The 24131-nt window shown below is 38.8% G+C and carries 24 protein-coding genes; 10 read left to right on the top strand and 14 right to left on the bottom strand.

Translation table 11 applies throughout. The features are described 5' to 3' along the window. Positions 1-101 precede the first annotated feature (101 nt). On the bottom strand, positions 102-920 hold the full coding sequence (locus tag B9T33_RS05290) for an OmpW/AlkL family protein (protein WP_086177914.1): 819 nt from the start codon (positions 918-920) through the stop codon (positions 102-104). A gap of 309 nt (positions 921-1229) precedes the next feature. Next, positions 1230-2390 carry an iron-containing alcohol dehydrogenase gene (locus tag B9T33_RS05285; RefSeq protein WP_086177913.1) on the bottom strand — a complete coding sequence of 387 codons (1161 nt, stop codon included), beginning with the start codon at positions 2388-2390 and terminating at the stop codon, positions 1230-1232. A gap of 117 nt (positions 2391-2507) precedes the next feature. On the opposite strand from B9T33_RS05285, the gene B9T33_RS05280 reads away from it, so the two are divergent. From B9T33_RS05280 to B9T33_RS05265, 4 genes are read left to right on the top strand one after another with little or no spacing between them, the layout of a single operon-like run. Next, positions 2508-3023 carry a low molecular weight protein-tyrosine-phosphatase gene (locus B9T33_RS05280; RefSeq protein ID WP_086177912.1) on the top strand — a complete coding sequence of 172 codons (516 nt, stop codon included), beginning with the start codon at positions 2508-2510 and terminating at the stop codon, positions 3021-3023. A gap of 9 nt (positions 3024-3032) precedes the next feature. Then, positions 3033-4067, top strand: a complete 1035-nt coding sequence (gene murB / locus B9T33_RS05275; RefSeq protein WP_086177911.1) for a UDP-N-acetylmuramate dehydrogenase — start codon at positions 3033-3035, stop codon at positions 4065-4067. A gap of 32 nt (positions 4068-4099) precedes the next feature. Continuing rightward, a complete protein-coding gene (locus tag B9T33_RS05270; RefSeq protein ID WP_086177910.1) occupies positions 4100-5242 on the top strand; it encodes a YdcF family protein in 1143 nt (380 codons plus the stop codon). Further along, entirely contained in the window at positions 5242-6285 is a 1044-nt protein-coding gene (locus B9T33_RS05265) for an alpha/beta hydrolase (RefSeq protein ID WP_086177909.1), read from the top strand. Before B9T33_RS05270 ends, B9T33_RS05265 begins: the two co-directional genes overlap by 1 nt. 90 nt (positions 6286-6375) lie before the next feature. Here B9T33_RS05265 and B9T33_RS05260 read toward each other — a convergent pair whose 3' ends face one another. Next, positions 6376-8046: an FMN-binding glutamate synthase family protein gene (locus B9T33_RS05260; RefSeq protein WP_086177908.1), complete on the bottom strand. Its 1671-nt coding sequence runs from the start codon at positions 8044-8046 to the stop codon at positions 6376-6378. 591 nt (positions 8047-8637) lie between these two features. Further along, a complete protein-coding gene (locus tag B9T33_RS05255; RefSeq protein WP_086177907.1) occupies positions 8638-9636 on the bottom strand; it encodes a helix-turn-helix transcriptional regulator in 999 nt (332 codons plus the stop codon). Positions 9637-9906: 270 nt separating this feature from the next. Between B9T33_RS05255 and B9T33_RS05250 the strand changes: the two genes are divergently transcribed. From B9T33_RS05250 to B9T33_RS05235, 4 genes are read left to right on the top strand one after another with little or no spacing between them, the layout of a single operon-like run. Further along, positions 9907-11448: a circularly permuted type 2 ATP-grasp protein gene (locus B9T33_RS05250; protein ID WP_086177906.1), complete on the top strand. Its 1542-nt coding sequence runs from the start codon at positions 9907-9909 to the stop codon at positions 11446-11448. Between the two features lie 21 nt (positions 11449-11469). Continuing rightward, entirely contained in the window at positions 11470-12072 is a 603-nt protein-coding gene (locus tag B9T33_RS05245; protein ID WP_086177905.1) for an alpha-E domain-containing protein, read from the top strand. Beyond that, positions 12069-12848 (top strand): transglutaminase family protein, encoded by a 780-nt coding sequence (locus B9T33_RS05240; RefSeq protein ID WP_086177904.1) that lies wholly within the window; start codon positions 12069-12071, stop codon positions 12846-12848. Before B9T33_RS05245 ends, B9T33_RS05240 begins: the two co-directional genes overlap by 4 nt. An 18-nt stretch (positions 12849-12866) precedes the next feature. Further along, complete coding sequence (locus B9T33_RS05235; RefSeq protein ID WP_086177903.1) at positions 12867-13601, top strand: proteasome-type protease; 735 nt, start codon at positions 12867-12869, stop codon at positions 13599-13601. A gap of 132 nt (positions 13602-13733) precedes the next feature. Here the strand turns inward: B9T33_RS05235 and alr are convergent, their stop codons facing one another. After that, on the bottom strand, positions 13734-14807 hold the full coding sequence (alr, locus tag B9T33_RS05230; protein ID WP_086177902.1) for an alanine racemase: 1074 nt from the start codon (positions 14805-14807) through the stop codon (positions 13734-13736). Positions 14808-15133: 326 nt separating this feature from the next. Here alr and B9T33_RS05225 point away from each other — a divergent pair, with 326 nt between their 5' ends. Continuing rightward, a complete protein-coding gene (locus B9T33_RS05225; protein ID WP_086177901.1) occupies positions 15134-15544 on the top strand; it encodes a DUF4259 domain-containing protein in 411 nt (136 codons plus the stop codon). A gap of 127 nt (positions 15545-15671) precedes the next feature. Next, entirely contained in the window at positions 15672-16325 is a 654-nt protein-coding gene (locus tag B9T33_RS05220; protein WP_228145789.1) for a hypothetical protein, read from the top strand. Between the two features lie 32 nt (positions 16326-16357). On the opposite strand, the gene dnaB is transcribed toward B9T33_RS05220, so the two are convergent. From dnaB to cyoC, 9 genes are all read right to left on the bottom strand, one after another. Further along, on the bottom strand, positions 16358-17797 hold the full coding sequence (gene dnaB / locus B9T33_RS05215) for a replicative DNA helicase (RefSeq protein ID WP_086177900.1): 1440 nt from the start codon (positions 17795-17797) through the stop codon (positions 16358-16360). Positions 17798-18037: 240 nt separating this feature from the next. Further along, positions 18038-18484 (bottom strand): 50S ribosomal protein L9, encoded by a 447-nt coding sequence (rplI, locus tag B9T33_RS05210; RefSeq protein WP_086177899.1) that lies wholly within the window; start codon positions 18482-18484, stop codon positions 18038-18040. A 9-nt stretch (positions 18485-18493) separates the two neighbouring features. Continuing rightward, on the bottom strand, positions 18494-18721 hold the full coding sequence (gene rpsR, locus B9T33_RS05205) for a 30S ribosomal protein S18 (RefSeq protein ID WP_004278792.1): 228 nt from the start codon (positions 18719-18721) through the stop codon (positions 18494-18496). Between the two features lie 12 nt (positions 18722-18733). Further along, entirely contained in the window at positions 18734-19120 is a 387-nt protein-coding gene (gene rpsF / locus B9T33_RS05200; protein ID WP_004696436.1) for a 30S ribosomal protein S6, read from the bottom strand. A gap of 158 nt (positions 19121-19278) precedes the next feature. Next, positions 19279-20067 carry a DUF3142 domain-containing protein gene (locus B9T33_RS05195; protein ID WP_086177898.1) on the bottom strand — a complete coding sequence of 263 codons (789 nt, stop codon included), beginning with the start codon at positions 20065-20067 and terminating at the stop codon, positions 19279-19281. A gap of 6 nt (positions 20068-20073) precedes the next feature. Next, complete coding sequence (locus tag B9T33_RS05190) at positions 20074-22191, bottom strand: hypothetical protein (protein WP_086177897.1); 2118 nt, start codon at positions 22189-22191, stop codon at positions 20074-20076. 101 nt (positions 22192-22292) lie between these two features. Next, positions 22293-23171: a heme o synthase gene (gene cyoE / locus B9T33_RS05185; RefSeq protein ID WP_086177896.1), complete on the bottom strand. Its 879-nt coding sequence runs from the start codon at positions 23169-23171 to the stop codon at positions 22293-22295. A 10-nt stretch (positions 23172-23181) separates the two neighbouring features. Further along, a complete protein-coding gene (locus B9T33_RS05180) occupies positions 23182-23508 on the bottom strand; it encodes a cytochrome o ubiquinol oxidase subunit IV (protein WP_086177895.1) in 327 nt (108 codons plus the stop codon). Continuing rightward, on the bottom strand, positions 23508-24128 hold the full coding sequence (cyoC, locus tag B9T33_RS05175) for a cytochrome o ubiquinol oxidase subunit III (protein ID WP_086177894.1): 621 nt from the start codon (positions 24126-24128) through the stop codon (positions 23508-23510). Before cyoC ends, B9T33_RS05180 begins: the two co-directional genes overlap by 1 nt. Positions 24129-24131: the final 3 nt, after the last annotated feature.

Raw genomic sequence — 24131 nt, 5'->3', positions numbered from 1 at the left:
TTTAAGTTTAAGATCAAGCCTGAAAAATTAAAATCGTAATCCAAATAAAAGGTCATCTAGTGCTAGATGACCTTTTCTGTCATGTCTTAGATTTGAACGTATTAGAAACGGTAACCTAAACCTAAATAAGTCACGATCGGGTTGATTTCGATTTTGCTTCGACCTTCCAAAATGGTGTCGCGTGGGATATTCGCACCAATCAGTTTAGTGTTACCAATCACATTTAATTTTGCTGTTGTTGAAAGATGTGCGTAGCTAACAGATGCAGTAGCAAACCAGTCTTTATTAATGTTGTAGTCGATACCCGCGATTGCAACAGGTGCAAAGGCATCATCAACTTCAATTTTACCTAATTCAGGTTTCAATGTTGCGAGTAATTTATTGCTGTTGAGTTCCGCATTAATATTGGGATCAGCTTTAACATCACTGAAATGTGCATACATTACACCCGCACCTATGTAAGGACGAAGTTTATTTTCAATTGAACCAAAATGATATTTAGCAAGTAAGGTTGGGGTATACGCATCAGTTGTAGCGATTTTATCGAATTTACTTAAATCGGCAGCTTGCCCCACTAATGGTAAATCAATCGTGCCATGTCCTGAAAGTTCCATTTCTGGTGGTGCACCGAGTACAAGTTCCAGTGACACGTTATCATTGACAAAATAGTCCAGCATTAAACCAGCAGTATCAGCATCTTCAACTTCAAAACCAGCATCGGGTGATGAAACAGATCGTTCACCTAATATAGGAGTTTGTTTTTTTGTTGAGCCTGAAATACCTTGCTTTTCACCTTGTGGCATAACATGTAACCAACCCGCAGAAACAGCAAAACGTTTGTCATCACTGGTTGCAGCATGGCTAAGCGGAATCACACAAAATAATGCAGCAGCAAGCAGAGTGTATTTTATTGGTTTCATTATTTATTCCTTTTTAAGTTTGACTTTCAATTCCAGCGAAAGCCTTGTTATTGGATATTAGAATAATAGAAATAGAATTAACGTGAAAAGTTAATAAAAATTACATAGCGTTTTAACATTTTGAGTTTGTGTAAATATAAATTAATTTATAGATATTAATTATTTAATGGTTTATGGGGAGTATAGTAATTTTATATATTATTGATTTAACACATATATTATAAAAACATCATTTGTTCTATTTTTAAACAATACACTATACAAAAGTGTGATAAAAATCACACTCTGTTTAGGGTTGAAAATTACAATTTAGGTATAGATTGCTGTATAAATACGCTTTGCATCGTCTAAACCCAATTCACGTGGATTGTTTTGTAATAGACGAGTCTGCAATAAAGCATCTTCTGCTAATCGATCAATCATCTGTTCAGGAACATTGAGTTGATTTAATTTTAAAATTAATCCGCTGCGATCTAAGTGATTTTGCATATGATCAATAAATAGGTCACAGAGTCCATCTGTAGAGCCTGTGCTATATGGGTCAAGCCAAGTCATTAATTCAGCATAATGTTGCTTGGCCTGTGGTGCATTAAATTTCATCACTTCAGTTAAAACCAATGCATTGGTATGACCATGGGATAAATGGAAATGTCCTCCTAAAGGATAGGCGAGCGCATGCACCGCTGCGACTGGCGCATTGGCAAAGGCTTGTCCAGCCAGCATTGAACCCACCAACATGTGTTGACGTGCTTCTAAGTCATGACCATCTTTTAAGACTAATTTTAAATTTTTATTCAGTAAGCGCAGTGCTTGCTTGGCGAGCATATCGGCATAGGGATTCTTTTTGATCTTGGATGTGTAGGCTTCAATAGCATGTACCATGGCATCAATGCCAGTTGCAGCGGTTATTTGTGCAGGGAGGTTACGGGTAAATGTCGCATCTAGTATTGCGACATCAGCATATAGCACAGGTGAAACAATACCTGTTTTGGTGGTTTCGCCAGTCGTTACAATGGAAATAGGGGTAACTTCTGAACCTGTACCTGCTGTGGTTGGAACCAATACTAAAGGCAAGCGTGGTCGTTTAGCATTCCCAATACCATAGAGGTCTTTTAGTTGTTGTGTTTGTTCGGGGTGTGCAAGGATTGCAATAATTTTGGCAACATCCATGGAACTTCCGCCGCCAAAACCTAAAACCATGTCAATCTTTTCATTTTTTGCAAACTGAACTGCATCGAGCACGATATGTTCAGCAGGGTCAGCCTGAATGCTAGCGTAGATCACATAATCCTGCTGTATGCTTTCTAGTATTTCTAAAATAGGTAGATGTAGTTGCTGTTGTAACATGCCGGGATCAGTCACGAGCAATAAGCGTTTGGGGTGGTAATCGTTGAGCACATCCTTGAGCTGAGCGATTGAGCCTAAGCCAGAAATAATATTGCTGACGGTTTGAAACTGGAAATTACTCATTGGCTTATCCCTATTTTTTATATCCAAATAAACATTATTCTTGAGTGTTGATATAGGATTCATCTTGTAAATAACTTAACATAAGACGCTTGAAATAGAAGTAGTCTTGAGGTTGTTATGTCATCCAACACGCCATATAAGGTGTTGTGTGTTTGTTTAGGAAATATATGTCGTTCGCCTACGGCAGAAGTGGTTCTGAGACATTTTTGTGATGCAGCTCAACTCAATATTCAGGTCGATTCAGCGGGGACAAGCAATTATCACCCCGGAAAAGCGCCGGATAGCCGGAGCCAAAAACATGCACGATTACGTGGTTATAATTTATCTGCGCTGCGTGCACGTCAGTTAACTGTACAAGATTTTGTAGAGTTTGATTTAATTTTGGCAATGGACTATGAAAATTTAGATAATATTCAACAGCTCATGGCAAAAGCACAAAGTGAATTCGGCACGCTCCGTGCGCAAATTTCATTAATGAGCCAGCATGATCAGCAATTTCCACAACAAGAAGTGCCTGATCCATATTATGGCGGCGATGCTGGATTTGAACATGTGCTCGATCAGTGCGAGTCGAGTAGTCAAGCATGGGTGAATTATCTAAAAAATCAGTTTCAAGTACAAACCCAACGTTAAGGTTTAAGAATGCAAATTCAAACTCAGGTTCAGCTTAAGCCATTCAACACTTTAAGCCTTGATGCAATTGCATCGCATTATGTTCGTATCCAATCGATTGACGATTTAGAAGCCGCATTAAAATTTGCGCAAGATGAAAAATTAAATGTGCTGATTCTGTCGGGTGGTAGCAATATGCTGCTGCCACAGCACATTCATGCATTAATTATTCATATGGATATTCAAGGCATCGAATATTTATCTGAAAATGAAGAAACCCAAACGATTCGTGTGGGTGCAGGGCAAGTTTGGCATGATTTTGTGCTTTGGACGACGGCACACAAAATGTATGGCTTACAGAATTTGGCGCTCATTCCGGGCTTGGTCGGTGCTTCACCTGTACAAAATATTGGTGCTTATGGTGTAGAAGTCGGTGAGTTTATCGAGTCAGTACAAGTGTATGACCGAGAAAATAGAATCCATCACAGTATTTCTGCGACAGATTGCCATTTCTCATATCGTCATAGTATTTTCAAAGATCATCCAGAACGCTATGTCATTACACATGTGACGTTTAAATTGTTAAAACAGGCTGAATTAAAGCTGAATTATGGTGATTTAAAGAATGCAATGGGTGGGCAATTAACAGCCGAGAACCTGCAACAGCAAGTAATCCATATTCGTCAAACCAAATTGCCAGATCCTAAAGAATATCCAAATGTTGGAAGTTTCTTTAAGAATCCAGTCATTAGTCAGCATGCATTTGACCAAATTGCCGTACATTTTCCTAATTTACCGCATTACCCACAACCGCATAATGAAGTTAAGCTGGCAGCTGGTTGGTTAATCGATCAAGCTGGCTGGAAAGGCAAAACCTTGGGTATGGTAGGCATGTTCCATAAGCAAGCCTTGGTTTTGGTCAATTATGAATGTGCAACTTTAGAAGATGTACGTGCAACTTACAAAGCAGTACAACAGGATGTATTTGAAAAATTTAATATTGAATTACATCCTGAACCTGTATTATTTGATGCAAACGGCTTAATCGGCTCACATCAGGATTAGTACCTAAAGCTTGGGACATAGGTTTTACATATATGAATAAAACGCATTGGATGGTTCGATTAGTGCAAATTGCAGCAGTGCTCTTTGTACTTTTTGGCTGTCTGATGGTTTTTATTTACACGCCTTTTTATTCTAAATTGATTGTTAAAAGTTTGAATTATTTTGTTCCTGTGGAAGTGGACCAACTTGCGGCACAAAGTCAAAAAATGGGTGCGCTTAGTGATGATGATAGTTTTGAACCAGGTTCAGATCTGTGGATTGCACGTCAAGCTTATTTAAAACTAATGGAACAAGCGATTCAGTCCGATGAACCTCAAGATTTGACTGTAATTCAGGCACGTTATAAAGCACTTCAGCAACTCATTGAAGAAGAAAACCAAAAAGAAAATGATCAGAAAGATCGACCAAAAGTACCACTATTAAATACACAAGTAGTCTCTGCTTCTGAAGCGGAAGTAGACAATCCTGCGCAAAAGATGAAAGATTTGCTCGAGATGAATAGTGCGGAAAATAAAGGTTTAATGACGCAATATACGGAGTTTTTAAAAACCCATGAAATAGAGCAACCGGCATCTGAAGCTGAGCCTATTGATGATGAAACTTATCATGATTTGGCAAAAATGGATTTAGCAAAAACAAATGGTCAGTCTGTAAAACAACCGACTGCTGAGCCATATGCCATTGTGGTATTAGGTGGCGGATTAACCTTAGATAAAAATGATAAAGATATTATCGTCAATGATTACACCCGACTTCGTCTTGAAACTACATTAGATGTCGAGCGTCAACACAAATTGCCGATTGTATTAAGTGGTGTGGAAGCACCCTATATGCAAGCATGGCTGAAAAATTATGACGTCGATGCTAAATTGCTTGAAGATCGCAGTATGAACACCTGTGAAAATTCGCGCTTTAGCTCATTGCTCTTACAAAAGAAAGGTGGAGCACCAACAGTCATCTTGATTACTGATCAATATCATATGCCGCGTACACGTCGACTATTTGCATTAAATGGTATTGAAACCATTCCAGTGGTGGCTCCGATGCCAACCACTCTAACTACATGGCGTCCAAGCGAGAAAAATTATGACCATAGCCGCCGTGCAAATTATGAGTTATTGGCCACCTTACGTGATGTTTGGTTTGGCTCTAGTGACTGTCGGGAGGTCCCTTAATGTCTGATATCCCATTTTTAAATCCCTCAATTTTAAAGCAATTAGATCTTCCTGTTCCAAGTCGTGAACTAACACCTCAGTTACTTGAACCTTTAAACTTAAATCGTAAATTTGAGCCGAGTGTTGAAATTCAGTCATATCGTCGTTTATACGGTCTGGATGCACTCGATTGTGAGCATTGGCAAGGCTTTATTGAAATGCCTTTGTTTAAGCTGCATGTGCAAGTATTTCAGCCACACCTTAAGTCTGAAACTGATCAAATTAAAGGTACGGTCTTTTTGCTACATGGCTATTTGGAACATAGTGGTATTTATCAACCGATTATTCGTGAATTGCTCGATCAAGGTTTCAGTGTTTTAACCTATGATTTACCCGGTCACGGCTTAAGTAATGGTTCGCCTGCTAGCATCCAAAACTTTGACCATTATCAGCAAGTACTGGAAGCCGTATATCGTTATGTCAAACATGCAGCCCAATTGCCGACACCTTGGTTAGGCATTGGGCAGAGTACCGGTGGTGCGATTTGGTTGCATCATTTACTGGATTTTGCGCAGCGCCGTGAAAATCCATACGTGGAGCGGGTGTTATTATTGTCTCCGTTGATTCGTCCAGCGAAATCGGCATGGTGGCATAATTCGGTTGGACTTGGAATTATTCGTAGAATCAAACGTGAAGTTCCGCGTCATTTTCGTCGTAATAATCATAACCCTGAGTTCTTACGTTTTGTCCGTTTAAAAGACCCGCTTCAACCTCGTATGATGGGTATGGATTGGATTTTGGCAATGTCAAAATGGATGCAGGAAATGGAAGCACGTCCTGCTTGTCGTATTCCAGTGTGGTTAGCACAAGGAGCACAAGATCAAACAGTGGATTGGCGCTATAACATCGAGTTTATTCGCCGCAAATTTCGATTACAGACTTTGTTGATGCTTGAAGAAGGCTCGCATCAATTGATTAATGAACGTGCAGATATTCGCGCAGCATTAACGGGTTTAATTCCTGCATTTTTGCATGCACAAAATAGTAATAAAACCTATTATTAAAACTTGATCTCAAATGTATTTCATTTGTGAATCTAATCAATAAATAAAAAAGAGGCGATTGAGCCTCTTTTTTATGCTTTGTTTGAATGTTTAGAATTTTTCTAAATGCGACATATTCCACATACGGTAATAAAAATTTTCCTCATCTTTATTATCACAATGCAGCAACTCGCCATCCTTTAACCAAAAATGGAGTTGTGCATAGTTTTTGATTTCACGATTGTTAATCCGTTGGGCTAAGTGATGCGCGCGAATATCGGAAGGGTGTTGTAGTCCAGCAGAGGCAATAAGCTCCGATAGACCATGCATGGTATTTTTATGAAAATTAAATACACGCTCAGCCTTGGTTGGTACATGTAAGGCTTTTTGTCGATCTTTATCTTGTGTAGCGACACCAACAGGGCATTGGTTGGTATGACAGCTTTGCGCTTGGATGCAACCCACAGCAAACATAAAACCACGTGCTGAATTGACCCAGTCCGCACCTATTGCCATAGTGCTGGCAATATCAAAGGCACTGATAATTTTACCACTGGCACCAACTTTGATTTTTGAGCGAAGTCCTGCACCAACTAAGGTGTTATGCACAAACAGTAAGCCTTCGCGTAAAGGTGTCCCCATATTGTCAATCAATTCAATAGGTGCGGCACCTGTACCACCTTCAGAACCATCCACCACAATAAAGTCTGGATAGATCCCTGTATGCAACATCGCTTTAACAATACTCATAAACTGCCAAGGCTGGCCAATGCAAAGTTTAAAACCAACAGGCTTTCCATCTGCAAGCTCACGTAATTGTTTGATAAATTGCATCATCTCAATTGGTGTACTAAAAGCGGTGTGACTAGAAGGTGAAATACAATCATGCTCGCGGCTCACACCTCGAATCTGCGCAATTTCTTCAGATATTTTTCCTTTAGGGAGAATACCGCCATGACCAGGCTTGGCACCTTGCGAAAGTTTAATCTCGATCATTTTGACTTGAGGCAGTTTAGCTTGCTCGGCAAAACGGATAGGATCAAATTTTCCATCTATTGTACGACAGCCAAAATAGCCACTACCGAGTTCCCACACGATATCACCACTATTTTCAAGGTGATAGGGGCTGATACTACCTTCACCTGTATCATGGTAGAAATTACCCATTTTTGCGCCAAGATTCAGTGCTCGAATGGCATTGGCACTTAAGCTACCAAAGCTCATCGCCGATATGTTCATAATCGAGGCACTATAGGGCTTTGAACATTGCTCATTACCAATGCTGATTCGAAAAGTTTCTGGAATAGCAGGAATACAAGGCGTTAATGAATGATTGATAAATCGGTAGTCATTTTCATAGACATCAACAATTGAACCAAAGGGTTTATCTGCATTTTGGTTTTTTGCACGTTGATAGACCAGACTACGCTGCATGCGTGAAAAGGGCAGAGCATCTTGATCCGATTCAATAAAATATTGACGAATTTCAGGGCGGAATTCTTCAAATAAAAATCGAAAATGCCCCATGATGGGGTAGTTTTTGAGAATTGAATGCTTATTTTGTAGCAGATCGTAGAGTCCTAAAAGGCTTAACAAAATTGAAATAACCCAGATACTGTTCAGCATCGTTTCGGACATAAAATACTGCAGATAGTGCGGTGAAAAGCCAAAATGAAAATTGGTAATTAATAAGGCAATTAAAATACATAAAAACCAGATCGAATGTCTGGAGAAAAAAGTATTGAGTAATTTATGGCGTATGGTTTGTGCTGGACTTGGCATATTTTAAAACATCATACTTTGTTTATATTGTGTTAATTTGCCGAGTTTAGTCAGAATCCTCAAGCTTTAATTTGTTGATTCCGTGTAGCTTTGTCTCAAAATTAAAAACATCCTAATGGTTTGGTCGCTTAATCATTTTCGAGCAAAGAAAATAAAAATATTTCTTAAAGAAAAAATTTGGAAAAGACATCAATTCTTGTTATTTCACAGACTAATTTTCCTGCGATAAAGTGATTTTACTTTTAATGCAAGAGGTCGAAAATATGACAAAAAAATCCATTCGGTTTAATAATGCTGAACTTGCTTGCTTATGCCAGCGCTGATTAAATCGAGCCTTGAGAAATTCCTGCTACAGTATTGGTATTCAGCAGAAGTTGATACTGTAGTGCCTTCTAACCTAAGCAATTAAAATGACAAAAATATATTAAGAAATTATTCAGTCCCTGTCTTGGGACTTTTTTATGCATGGGATATATGTAATATCATAATGTTTGAAGATGCATGTATTAAAAGACCTGAGAGATTGAGTCTCACAGGTCAAGGTTATGCAGTCTTTACACATTTTAGCTCGCAGAATGAGCATAAGAGTAGTTAGTCTTTAAGTTGTTGGACTTCAATTGCCACTTCTTCAGGTTCGATTTTTTGGATTTTTTTGCCAAAACTGCGTAACCACCACACCAGTTGCGAAGTAAAAGGTACGGTTGCACTGACTTCTGCAATTCCAGAATCATCTTTTTGGATGATTTGATCCTTACTGAGCTGACTTTCTTCAAAATAGACCGCTTCGGCTTCTGACATTGTCAGTTTCAGTGTAATCATTTCAGTTGGCTTATTGAAATTGACACGGAAACCCAGTGCACCTGAATCGATGTAGGCATCGATATCAAAATCTACAGGATGTAAAGCGCGTGAATTTAAAACTTGAGCTGACTTAAAACGGTGCAGGGCAAAGGTTTGAATATCGGTTTTGTCATGTCGTGTGCAAACCAAGTAAATAATTGCACCTTTTTGGACCAAGGCTAGGGGATTTAAAATATAGGTTTTTTCTTCACTTTGTTGTCCACGCCCTTGATAGCTACATTCAAGTTGTTTGTCTTGTAATAGACCTTCATAAATTGCTTGCTGTGATGCTTTGTCAACCACAGGGGGAATGAGTGGCTGAGTTGCAGGAACAATACGGACACGGTTAATCCATTGGCGTACATTATTTTGAGAAGAAAGACTTCGTCGTGCGAGGTCAAACCATGGATTCATTTCTTCAATTAAGCTTGGCGGCAATAAGTGTTTTAAATGCTCTTCTACCATCATAAACGTGACTGCTTGTGAGCTGGTCATATGCGGCAAACTTTGTATCGGAGCGTCTGAACGCCAACGCCAGCCTTGAGGTGTGGTTTTGCTGCTTTCAATCGGGAAACGTAGCGAAATCTGGTTTAAGTCACGTTGAATTGTTCGCAGACTAATATCAATCCCTTCACGGTTGAGAATTTCTTGTAATTCACGCGTACCCATCCACTTTCCTGTAGATAGGCGTGAAAGAATTTGCCACTGACGATAGAGGCTATTCGACGTTTCTTTTTCTTGTGAAGACATAATTTTGAGCTTGAATAGTATGGAAATGAATAAAAAGATACTGTTGGACACAATATGTAATCTTTATTCGTTTCGCAAGTCTTGCAACTAAAAATTAATCGCTGATTTACCCAAGAAAATAGAAACAACTTGATACACGACTTGAGCATTTAGATGCTGTACCACATCACAAATTTGATGCAAAAATGTTCAAAAGAGCAAGCAAATATGAGTGGCATGTTTATTGCTTTGATTTATTTATAAATTGATTACAAGAAAAGTGGAGTTGCTATGCTGAAAGAAAATCGAGATACAACTTCAAATGGACTTGAAACTTTTGATGTGAAGTTAGCACTAACAACATCATTAACAACTCGACCTGTAGCAAGTGGATATGCACTGTTTGAACAATTGTCATCGCATTTTTTTAATGAAATGCGTGATAGTAAATCAGTCGGTCGAGAAGCCTGTCAGCGTATTGAACAATGGCTATCTTTACATACGCTTGATGAACTAAAGCAACTGAATCAGGCAGCCAAGCAGCATTTCCTATACGAGGGAATTACATTTACGGTTTATGGTGAAGATGAAGGCATAGAACGCACAATTCCCTACGATTTAATTCCACGTGTTATTGCACGTAAAGAATGGAACACGCTATCACTTGGTTGTGCACAGCGGGTCAAAGCACTCAATTTGTTTTTACATGATGTTTATCATCAACAAGATATTTTAAAATCGGGCATTATCCCAGAATTACAAGTATTAACGCACGAGGCCTATTTGCCTCAAATGTGCAAACACAATCTTAAAGGTAAAATTTATAGTCAAATTAGCGGGATTGATATTATACGTGACCGTCAAGGTGAATTTTATGTACTGGAAGATAACTTAAGAACACCATCTGGCGTGTCGTATATGTTGGAAAGCCGTAAGATCAGTCAAAAATTGATGCCTGATTTATGTCAGCAAAATAACATCATGGGTATTGAGCAATATCCACAATTATTACGCGAAATTTTAGTAGAAAATGCTTATGTGGATAATCCATTTATTGTGGTGCTGACACCGGGTCGCTTTAACAGTGCCTATTATGAACATGCTTTTTTGGCAAGGGAGATGGATGTGCCCTTAGTGACATCACGTGACCTTTATGTAGAAAACGATAAGGTTTATGTGAAAACAATTAAAGGTCGTCAGCGTGTTGATGTAATTTATCGTCGTGTGGATGATGCATTTTTAGATCCTTTATGTTTCAAACCCGACAGCACTTTGGGCGTAGCAGGTCTGATGTCTGCATATATGCAACACAATGTTGTGATTGCAAATGCACCGGGTACTGGCGTGGCAGATGATAAATCGATTTATCCATATGTCGATAAAATGATTCACTTTTATTTAGGTGAAAAAGCCATACTAAAAAATGTGCCAACCTATCAATGTCGTGAAAAGCATGATTTAGATTATGTGCTAAGCAATATGGAGCAATTGGTTGTTAAAGAAGCACAAGGTTCGGGTGGCTATGGCATGCTCATTGGTCCTCAAGCTTCGGCACAAGAGGTCAACAGCTTTAGAGATAAAGTTGCAGCTTCGCCAAATTTGTATATTGCTCAACCGACCTTAGAGCTGTCTGTGAGCCCGACGCTCAGTGAAAGTAATATTTCTGAACGCCATATTGACTTGCGACCATTTGTACTCAGCTCGCCTTATTGTACTGAGATTGTACCCGGTGGATTAACGCGCGTGGCTATGCAAGCAGGCTCGCTGGTCGTGAATTCATCACAGGGTGGTGGGATAAAAGATACATGGGTTGTAGATGATCTACGCTCATAAACTCCATTGAAGGAGCAAAATATGATTTTATTAAACAGTAATGCTGAACATATATTTTGGTTAGGGCGTTATTTAACCCGTACACAATACTTATGTAGCCTTTTTCCATTTCAGGATGAAGAGGATGCATTGGCTTATGCGCATGCGTTTTGTTTGCCTGCTTTTGATTCAGAATCATTAAATGAATTGATTTTAAATGCTGAACAACCCGCATCATTTTATAGCCAATTTCAGCATGCTCGAAACAACATTCAAGATTTGCGCGGCGTACTTTCTGCAAAAAGCTATGCGGAAATGAATCATTTACTACGTACTGCCAGTGAAAATCCGGGTTTTATCTATGATGTGGTTTCGGACTGCCAAGATGTTCTAGAGTCTGAGTCTGATGGTGTATTTTTATTTTTCAGTTTGGGGCAATGTTTAGAGCAATTTGATCGACAACTGCGTATGCAGCAAGATGTGTCGGACACATTGCCGAATATTGAGCATATTGTAGGTACATTGGTACATATGGGTTGGGATAATCTTCAAGATGCTTGGTTAGCACTTAAAAATACCCCGAATAATGAAAATTTTTATCATTTCAGTGATCATATTCAAAATATGTTTGAGGTGAATGTATGAGATTAATGGTCAATCACCAAACGCATTATGTTTATAGTGATCTAGTGAATAGCAGTATTCAATATATCAAAATGACACCATCCACCAATTCCCATCAATGTGTAAAACATTGGGATGTGAGTGTTCCGGGACTGCGTGAAATGAAACTCGATGCATTTCAAAATGTATGGTTGACCACCACACAGCGTAAACCTTATTGGCAAATGACGATCATGGCGCAAGGGATTGTTGAAATGGATCAGCATCAATCCGATGGCGTTCAAGATCAGCTCAATCCGAAATTGTTTTTACAACCGACACAAAGTACCTTGTGTGATTCTGATATGAAAAGTTTTGCTGATTGCTACGTGCCACGGGTGAATCGTGCGAATTTGATCCATTTATCTGAAGCAATTTTGCAGCATATCCCTTATGTACCTAATCAAACCTCAGTACATACTTCAGCAATAAAAGCTTTTAAAGACCGGATTGGAGTGTGTCAAGATCATAGCCATGTCATGATTGCCATGTGCAAGTATTTAGGTGTGCCTGCACGCTATGTGTCTGGTTATTTATATATTCCTCAATCTACACACCTTGCGAGTCATGCTTGGGTTGAAGCCTTTTTGGATAATAAATGGTATTGTTTTGATGTCAGTAATCAGTTATTTACACCACAGTCACATATTTATGTGGCAATAGGTCGGGACTATTGGGATGTAGCTCCTGTACGTGGTGTACGTGAACAGGGTGGGATTGAGTCAATGAGCTCAATTGTTCAGGTATTAGGCTGTTAAAAAATAAGAGGGAAAAACATGACGTATTGTTGTGCATTGCGTTTACAGGATGGCATGGTCTTTATCAGTGATACACGTACCAATGCAGGCGTCGATCACATTTCTGTATTTCGTAAATTATATACTTTTGGTGTACAAGGCGAGCGTTTCATTGCCATTCAAACATCAGGGAATTTAGCCACAACACAAGCGGTCATTGGGCATTTACAAAATCAGTTGGAACTGAAGCAAGAACCCAATTTATATAGCGTCAATACCATGTTTGAAGTGGCAGAATTGGTTGGTCATACTTTAAAAAAAGTGATTTCTGACGTGACTTCGGACACCTTAGAGCAAAGCAATTATTATTGTAGTTTACTGGTCGGCGGGCAGATCAAAGCAGGTCAAATGCAGCTTTATAATGTTTACCCGCAAGGTAATTTTATTAGTGCGACAGCAGATACGCCGTATTTTCAAATTGGGGAAAGTAAATATGGCAAGCCTATTTTAGATCGTACCTTACGCTATGATATGCCACTAGATGAAGCAATGCGTTGTAGCTTAATTTCCTTTGACTCAACGATTCGTTCAAATGTTTCGGTAGGCATGCCGCTGGATGCGCTGATTTATAAAAAAGACAGTTTAATTACGCCACACGGTAAGCGCATTTATGAGGAAGATCCATATTTTACGATGATCAGTAAAGGCTGGTCTGAGGCGCTGCGTCAGGGTTTAATTGAACTTGCCAAGCCATCGGATGATTATTTTCAATAGATTTAAATTGATCAAATTGAAACTATTAATAGATTTATGCAGCGCTGTAAATGCTTAAGCAATAGAGTTGAGCTTCAAAGTCGTTAGCCATAAAAAAGCCCAGATTCACCTGGGCTTTTTATATTTATGCCTTTAAGCTAATTTACGTACTGGACGTGCACTCATACGACATAATAATTCATAACCAATGGTGCCATTGGCTTCAGCTACATCATCTACTAAGCGTTCTTTGCCCCAAAGCTCAACTTCAGTACCAAGCGGTGCATCGATGCCTGTTACATCAATGGCAATCATGTCCATCGCAACACGGCCGATAACACGAGTTTGCTGACCATTGATCGCTACATAGTTTTGTTTCGGAAATGCGCGAGGGTAGCCGTCGCCATAACCAATTGAAACAATGGCAAGGTACATATCTTTGTCTGCAACAAAGGTTGAACCGTAGCCAACAGCTTCGCCTGCTTGAATGGTGTTTAAGGCAATAACTTCAGCAGTGAAGGTCATTACTGGTTTAAGGTCGAGTTCTTCTACTGATTTATCAGCAAAAGGTGTTGCACCGTACAACATGATACCCGGACGAACAAAATCAAAGTTCAATTCTGGCCATTTAAGAATGGCAGCAGAGTTGCAGCAAGAACCCATGATCGGAGCACAAGCTTCTTTCACGTGTAAAAATTGGTTTTTTTGCTGTTCGTTTAAAGGGTGATTGTCCGCATCTGCATTGGCAAAGTGCATGGCTAAAACACAAGTAAAACCTTCTGCTTTGAGCTGATGAATCACGTCAATAATTTCAGGGACTTTAAAGCCTAGGCGGTTCATACCGCTATTCAGTTTTACCCAAACTTTTAAACCTTGCGCGATATAAGCATCTTTATGTGCACGCAACCAATCTAGCTGTTGCTGGTGGTGCACAACGCATTCGATTTTTTTCTCAATCACGATTTGCATTTCATCGCCAGAGAAAATACCTTCAATTAAGGTAATCGGCTGTTCATAGCCCAATTCACGAATTTCTAAGGCTTCTTCAAGGCAAGCGACACCAAAGGCATCGGTTGAACTTAAGGCGGCTAAGCAAGCTTCGACTCCATGTCCGTAGGCATTGGCTTTCACCATGCTGACGATTTTAGCGGTTGGGGCAAGTTGTTTGACACGGTTTAAATTATATTGAAGTGCTTCTTGATCAATATAAACTGTTGCTTGACGCACCCTCGTTACTCCTTGGGAATGACAAATAGATTTGTACCATTTGGTACACGATATCGGATTCAAAGCATATCGACGCTGTACATAAGGTACAGACCCTGCTTTGAAACAAGCAATATTGTAGACCTATCAAATCTAAATAGACATGCACATTTGTGTTTTTAATCAATATTTATAAATAAATCGGGAAAATAAAATAAGCATTTATATAAGTTTTGAAGAAATAAATGATTGTAACAAATGGCATGAATTTAAATGAAGAAGTTAAAAAAATGTTGTGTATGATCATTTATCATATTGAAAACTGAATATAAAAAAGGGGTAGGATTATGGGTGCTTGGTCACACGAACCATTTGGAAATGATGACGCAGCTGATTGGGTTTACGAATTAGAAAATGCACAGGATGATGCAGTACTCGCAAAAGTTTTTGAGTCTGCTATAGAAAATAAAGACGAGTATCTTGAAGCAGATGATGCTTCAGTTATTGTTGCTGCGGTTGAAGTTGTCGCAAAATTATTGGGTAAAGGGACTCAGGAAGATGCCTATACAGCACAAATTGATGAATGGGTAAATACAGTAAACATTGAGCCTTCACCAGAATTGTTAGAAAAAGCGCGAACAGCCTTAGATTTGGTTTTAGGTGGTGATTCAGAGTTAAATGAACTTTGGGCTGAAACTGAGTATTATGATGATTGGCGCGCAAATATTGCAGCTTTAAAAACTGCGTTAGCGAAATAATATGTAAAAAGCTAAGTTATTGAATTTATAATAATCGTTATGTGGTAGATAATAATTTAGATTCAATAACTTCCTTATTTTTGAATGTTGATATCAGATGAAAAGTATTTCATTGAGAAATTAAATTTTGAAAATTAGATCTAATTACCTATTCGTTCGAAAATTTCTTTATTTTTCTCTTCTACTCTCCTTTTCGATAGAACAGAGTTTTGCGTGTGCACCACACATCCCACAAGACGTATTTATTGCGCGTTTTCAATCGGATACAACAAATCAGCTCAATACGCCCAACTCTGTGGTTGATCTAAGTGCTGAAAATTTTATTTTTAGATCAAGCTTAGATGAATTTCGATATTCAAAACCTACAGAGTGGCAGAGTTCTTTTCCAATTAAAAAGATTGCAAAGGATCAATTGATTATTGGATTGGCCTATGCGCCAGATGGAACTAATGCTAATGAATATCAAATCGTTTCATTTGCGACTTTAAACTGTGAAAATGATCGAGTAAACATTTCCAAGCCAGTCGCACCATTTTTAGCTTGGAATAAACAAACATCGAATTGTATGCACAGGAATAATGAAACGGTAGAAATTTTAGATGGTTTTATTGAGCATGACCAAGACTATTATTTAGCTAAAATCCAAGAAAAATATCCAACCTGTGAAAAGCTCAGAGAAGCTTTCCCGTCATCATCTGTTGAAAATAAAGAGCATACATCGTCTTCAGTATTCAAAGTTTTGTGGGAAAAGCTTATTAAGTGGCTTAAGTTTTGGTTATAAGCCATAGTTTTACAGCAATCAAATTTTAAGTTTTACTCTTCATCATCATACTGAGCATAAAATTCAGGTGATAAGTTACTAAATTTCGTATATTGACCTTCAAAGGCAAGTCGTACCGTACCAATCGGGCCGTTACGCTGTTTACCAATGATAATTTCTGCTGTACCAGCTTCTTTTGACTCTTTGTTATAAACCTCATCACGGTAAATAAACATAATCAAATCGGCATCCTGCTCGATCGCACCAGATTCACGTAAATCTGACATCACGGGGCGTTTATTTGGACGGTTTTCCAGCGCACGGTTAAGCTGAGACAGGGCAATGACAGGACAGTTCATTTCTTTGGCTAGTGCTTTTAAGCTTCGAGAAATTTCAGAAATCTCGCCTACACGGTTATCGCCCATGCCCGGAACTTTCATCAACTGCAAATAGTCGACCATAATACAGCCCAGCTTACCGCCATGCATTTTTGCAACCCTGCGAGCACGAGAGCGTAATTCTGTTGGTGGCAAAGCGGATGAATCATCGATATACAGATTTTTTTCTTGTAAATGTACGATGGTACTGGTCACTTTTGACCATTCGTCTGCATCCATTTTACCCGCACGTAAATGTCCTTGATGTACACGACCAAATGACGAAATCAAACGCATGGCGATGGAGTCAGCTGGCATCTCCATGGAGTAAACCAGTGCGGGTAAATTATTATTGAATAACACACTTTCCACCAAGTTCATGGCAAAAGTGGTTTTACCCATAGATGGACGTGCTGCAACAATAATTAAATCGCCTGCTTGCATGCCTGAAGTTTTGTTATCTAGTTCCACAAAGCCAGTAGTTAAACCTGTGATACTGCCTTCGGTTTGTGAAAGTTCGTTTAACTTATCAAATACACTTGCAACTACAGAGTTAATGGCTTTTGGGCCTTGTGCCTTCGCATTGTTATTATGTTGTTCTGCAATAGAGAAAATATTGGTTTCAGCCAAGTCTAAAATTTCACTAACAGTACGACCTTTGGTGTCATAAGCATTTTGTAAAATTTCTGAACTGACTTTAATCATGCTACGTAAAGTCGAAAATTCTTTAATTTTTGCCGCATAGGTTTCCAAGTTATAGAAACTTGATGGCGAGTCAGACATTAACTGCATCAGGTATTCTTCACCACCTGCAGCGTCAAGTAGGTTTTGATTGATTAACCAATCATTCACCAATACTGCATCATAAGGTGAGCTGTCTTTTGAAAGTTGATCGATCGCACGGAAGATATATTTATGACGTGTGGCATAAAAGTCAGCTTCAGTTAGTACGTCACCCACTTGTTCAAATGATTCTGCAACCGTCATCAGCGCAGCTAAAACGGCTTGTTCGATTGCAAGATTGTGGGGTGGGGTACGAAACTCTTTTAACTGACTTTGTTCTGTTGCTTTAGTTGCAGCATTAGAGTTTTGCTTGCTGGCATTCGCCTGTGACATAAAAATCCCTGATGATCAATCCATTGGAAGCATATGGAAAATGGGTACTTAAATACAGTTTTTCAACTTTTCATTCAACTCAGATAATAGGCGTTTTATTCGGAATTGCGAACAACTATTTCCGATTAAGGCGTCATTTAAAGAATTGGATCAAGAGTTAAAAAGTTAGAAATATAATCAGATTATTTTGCGCAGATAAAAAAAGAGCATGCTAAAGCATGCTCTTTTTTCTGCAAGAAATTACTCAGATACGATAGTAACGAGAACTTCAGCAGTAACATCATGATGCAATTGGATTGCGATGTTGAATTCACCAGTGTTGCGAAGCGCACCATTTGGTAAACGAACTTCTGCACGGTCTACAACAAGACCAGCATTAGTTAGGGCATCAGCGATGTCGCGAGTACCGATTGAACCGAATAGTTTACCTTCGTCACCAGCTTTAGCAGTGATAACGATGTTAACTTCGTTCAATTGGTCAGCACGAGCTTGAGCAGCAGCTAAAACATCAGCTTCAGCTTTTTCAAGTTCTGCACGACGAGCTTCAAATGCAGCAGTGTTAGCTTCAGTAGCAGCAACTGCTTTACCTTGAGGGATAAGGAAGTTACGGCCGTAACCAGCTTTAACTGAAACTTTATCGCCTAATTTACCAAGGTTTTTAATGCGTTGTAATAAGATAATATCCACAGCTCAACCTCACTTATGATTGTCAGTGTAAGGGATCAAAGACAAGTAGCGAGCTTGTTTAATAGCTAGCGCTAATTGACGTTGGTAACGAGCTTTAGTACCTGTAATACGGCTAGGAACAATCTTGCCGTTTTCAGTGATGTACTGTTTTAAAGTGTCGATATCTTTGTAGTCGATGTACGTAACGTTCTCAGCTGTAAAGCGGCAGAACTTGCGACGACGGTAAAAACGTGCCATGTTATGTTCTCCTTATGCTTCAGCAGAGTCTTGAGCTTGTTGTGCTTCTTCACGTTGAGCTTTACGCGCACGTTTTTCTTCAGCACTCTTAGCCAATAGTGACTCTTCAGTGATAGCGTTTTCACGACGGATGATAAGGCTACGAATGATTGCATCGTTATAACGGAACAATTCTTCTAGCTCATCAAGAGTAGTTTGACCACACTCAACATTCATAAGAATGTAGTGAGCTTTGTGGATCTTGTTGATTGGGTAAGCCAATTGACGACGGCCCCAGTCTTCAAGACGGTGGATTTGACCTTCAGCTTCTTTGATGTGAGTTAGGTAACGTTCTACCATACCCACAACTTGATCGCTTTGGTCTGGATGTACCAATAGTACGATTTCGTAGTGACGCATTGTCAGCTCCTTACGGTTTAGGCAGCCCCTAACAAAAACTGTTAGAAGCAAGGAGTCACAACCAAAGTTGTGTCGCAAAGTTTGCGAAGCGTGAATTTTAGAGCGTTTGGGTTTGAAATACAAGGCATTGAGTTAAAATGCCTGAATTATTTTATGGTTTAATTATGCTTTTCACTGCGTAATAAAAAGACCACATAGCCTTTAAAATAAGGATCTTGAGCCAAATGCGTAGGTGCTTGCCAAAGCCCGTTTTGTACAAGACCAATTTTATAGGGGAGTTTTAATTTTGAGACTTTATTTAAATAAAGCGTATAGTTTTTAATGGTGTGGCTGCCCTGATAGGTCTGTATAGCGATTTCATCAATATTTTGAGCAAGTAATTTTAAGGTTTGCTGATCTTCAACATTGGTCCAATCCATTAAACCCGTAATGCTCAAACGATATTTTTTAGGCAATTGCTTTCGTATCTTTTCAAGGAACACCGCATATAGATGAATATTTTGTGTCTTCGCATCAAAATCAATCTGCAAACCTTGAATTTGGTTGCCATTTTTTTCCCAACGTGCAAGGCGTTGCAACACATGTCGAATATTTTCATCTGACCAATTTAAATGGTGACTACGAATCACCAGCCATATTTTTTGCTGTGGTTTATTTAAAACTTGAATTCCCTGGGGTATAAATTCGGAACGTTTTAACGCACTGCTCCAATTCATTTCGCCTTGTAAAATGTAGAGTTCCGATGCTTTCTGCAAATAGGACGAACTTGAGATATTGCCCCAAATCCAAAAGCTTGAATAATGTGCTGCATCAACATGGGGCTGAGCTTTAGCATGATTTTCTTGTACATGTTGGGATTGAGCAGGTGAGCAAGCGGAACACAAAACAATGCTCAATATGAACAAAAGACCTAATGTATTTATCCGCCTGATCAACTGCAAAAGCATAGAAAATTACCAATAATATTTTAAGGATTTAGCCCAACTTGTTTCAGGATAATCCCGTTTGATTTGATCAAACCATTGTTTGCGTACAGACTTACTCACATCTTTATCTTGGCATTCATTATTACCACTTGGTGCATAACACTGAATAGCGCGATACAGCGCATAGGCGGTTAATTCAGATTTGGTTCCTGTTTTAATAATATTTTTATACACATCACCGCGTGCAAAATAACGACCTTTAAAACTTTGTGGCGAATCATCTGACTGATAACTGAGATCGACCAGGCTGTAGGCTTGTGAACTACGCGCATACTCACCTAAGCACAATTGCAGACTCAGATCTTTTGGATTTGCTTGTAATTGTTTGGTCAATGTTGCTAACTCAGGGCATTTGATTGAATTGGTAACAGTGATGCCCTTCCATAAGAAATTGGCAAATGGAGGTTGATGCCGATATTTCTCAGCAGTATTTTGCTCAGTATTAAACTGAGCAGCATTACTCGGTAATTCGGCATACGCTTGATTAAATAAATCAAAATTTTGATACGCCAATGATTTGTTTAGTAATGTGTAAAGTGCAACATTTTTTTGATCTTGAGTTGCTGCATTATTTTTTACAACACTCATTAAGCTTTGTTCATTTGCAACTTCAACTAAATATTGTTGTTGCAAAAAAGCTTGTTTAATTTTTGCTGATGGACCAATAAATTGTGCTGTATTTTGCTGCTGGGCATAATAACGATACAGCATAAGTTCAGCCAAACCACGTTGCTCAGCTGTTTTGCTAATGGAAAGTAGATTTTCCCAATATTGCTGCGTTGCTTGATTTTGCCCACTTGCTTCCAAAATGCGTCCTTTCAACATGAACTGGCTCAATTGGAGGTAGCTGCCAATGTTGCTCGGTGTTTGTTGTGGAAGATATTTCAAGGCTTCTTGTGCTTTGTTTTGCACATAAAATAAGTGGTTCGCCTGCAAATACTGGAACAGTTCTGGCGCATCTTTAAAATAATTTTTTTGTGCGTTTAAGTCTGCCCAAGAAATGACAACATCATCAGAATTTTCTATTTTCCGCATATGCATCAGATCATAGATAGTGAGGAAAAACGGATCTTTCAAATTTTTGACATTCAGACGTTTACTTTGAAATACATGACGATCTAATTCATAGGGTAGATTAGGCAGCTCTAAGTTATAAACGCTGGATTTAGGATTATTGATTTGCCATACGTATTCATTGATGAGCAAATCATGTTTTCCGCTGAGCCAGAATCCACGTCTTAATAAACCGCGTGCACTTGCGGCATATTGACCTTGAGGGTAAAGCTTAAAATATTGGGTGATATTATTGAAAAAACTGGTTAATAAATTTTGATTGAGTTTGTCATGATTTAAATCGCCATATTCTCCTAAACCACTTTGATAAGCTTCATTTAAAGCACTTCGAATTAACATGTATTGTGATGTTTCTTTGAGCCAAGGCTGATCAACATTGGTTAATACTGAGTAGATCTTAGTGGCTGTGGAAAAGTTAGCATTGTAAAATGAAACTGTTGCATTTAAATAGGATGCATATTGGCGAGCACCTGCTGACCAATTTGGATTGACGTTCAGCAGAGTTAGTTTATTGTCACAATCATTAATTTTTTGACGTTCGCGAATCAGGGTGTCTTTTTCACTACTTGAAAGCTTACTGTCATTTTTGACTTGTTGAATAAAGGCTGCTTCGCCATTTTGAATGCTATTGCAATGCTCGTTATAACTTAGATCAGGTGTTTTTAAAGGTTTACGTGCATTCGGCAGTTTATTGCTGCTAGTGCTTATAATACTGGAAACTTCAAATGGAACTTTGCTATAGCTAGTTCTCCAAAGTGTGGATTTTTCTTCTTGAATATTAAATTTGGCAATAGATAAATCACTAAGCAACAGCAGCATGTTGGTTTGATTGTCATTTGCTGGTGTGAGTGCAGGGAGTTCATCACATGCGGTATAAGCATTGGTTTGAATAACTGTCGATGGTTCACAATAGACATCCATGCCTGCATGACTTTGCATGCTAAAGAAAATACCGAATGGAATACTCGATGTGAAAAGGGCAGAGTGAATAAATTTTTTTTGATATGACATAGGGCACAGTTAATTATAGTTGTGTGCGCAATGGTATCAAGTTGAGCTTAGGGTTTGAAGGTATTTAGAAATAAAAAAAGATAGAGTAAAACTCTATCTTCTTAAAAAAATATGATTGGCTTCAGAGGCGCAGTAGACGTAAAACTAAAAATTAAACTGATTACTGTAATCAGCTTCACGGAAAACATAAAATATTGTTTTGCCCAAACCTGATCATTTTCAGCTTTGAAACCTTGAATGGTCAGATAAATCCAATACAGACTTAAGACATTCAAGACAATCATATAAATCCAATTTGCATAACCAAAAAAGAATAAACCATTCATGGTAATGCAGAACAAAACAACATAAACCAAAGATTCAACTTTGGTACGGTGAATTGAACGAGCAACAGGTAAAATTGGAATACCTGCATTTTTGTAGTCATCAAATCGGTAAACAGCAATTCCCCAAGAATGAGGCATTTGCCAAAATGCATAACCTATAAAAATAAGTAGGGCACCTAAATCAAACTGGTTTGTAACAGCCGTATACCCAATTACGGGTGGTGCTGCGCCAGAAAGACTGCCGATAATAGTTTGATGAATTGTTGTTCGTTTTGTCCATAAGCTGTAAAAACCAACGTATACGACAAAACCAATAACAGCAAAAAGAAAAGCGTAAGCATTTACCCAGAACCATAAAATGCCAAAACCAATTACACCTAAAACTAAAGCAAACGTTAAAGCTACAGGAATTGAAATTGATTTTTTAACCATCGCACGATTTTGTGTGCGCTGCATTTTAGCGTCGATGTCTTGGTCAATAATGTTATTGACTACACATCCAGAAGCAACCACAAAGAGGGTGCCTAAGAGGGTAAGAAGCAAGAGAAGGAAATCTACAGAACCTTGGGCAGCTACAAAGTAGCCACCCAAAGCGGTAACAAAGTTACCAAAGAGAATTCCTGGTTTAGTCAGGAATAAATACTTTTTCAGCATGACGATCAGTTTAGATCATCATGTTGAAGTGAAGGTAGTTCATAATCCAAACAGAACCAACTAAAAGAATAGCGATTGTAAGGATAGTATAAACAAATGCAATCACGTTCCAGCGTTGCTCTGAAGAAGAGTTCATATGCAGGAAGTAAACTAACTGAATAAGAACCTGAGCAATCGCAGTAATCGCGATTACGGCAACCAATAGACCACGGCTAAAACCACCTGCCATTACCATACCGAAAGGAATTACGGTAAGTAGAACAGAAAGGATAAAACCAATCGTATATTGCTTAGTGTTACCGTGAGCTGCACCAGCAGAGTTATGATCGTGACTCATTAGATAACTCCCATTAAGTAAACAACGCTGAATACACAGATCCAAACGATGTCAAGGAAGTGCCAGAACAAGCTTAGGCAAGCAAGACGACGAGTGTTTGGAAGTGTCAAACCATTTTTCTTGATTTGGAACATCAACACAAGCATCCATACCAAACCAGAAGTTACGTGAATACCGTGCGTACCAACTAGAGTAAAGAACGCAGATAAGAACGCACTTGTGCTTGGACCATGACCGGCGTGAACTAAATGATTAAATTCATAAAGTTCCATACCAATGAAGGCAGCACCAAACACCCAAGTAATTGCTAACCAAGTTAGAACTTGACCAACATTTTTCTTGTAAGCCGCTAGAACAGCAAAACCAAAAGTAACAGAAGAGATAAGAAGGGCGAAAGTTTCAGTTAATACGAAACCTAAAGATTCACCAAACAGCTCTTGTGCACTTGGAGTACCCACAGGAACGTGGCTACTTAATACAGCGAACGCGATGAAGAGTGTCCCGAAAAGAACCAAGTCACTCATCAAGTAAGTCCAGAAACCAAAGACAGTGATGTCAGTATCATCGTGATGATGATGCTCGTCATGTCCGTGGTTGTCGTGATGAAGTACTTCAGCCATTGT

The organism is Acinetobacter sp. ANC 5054 (assembly GCF_002135295.1).
GTDB lineage: Bacteria > Pseudomonadota > Gammaproteobacteria > Pseudomonadales > Moraxellaceae > Acinetobacter.
This window is presented reverse-complemented; position numbering and strand designations above follow the sequence as displayed.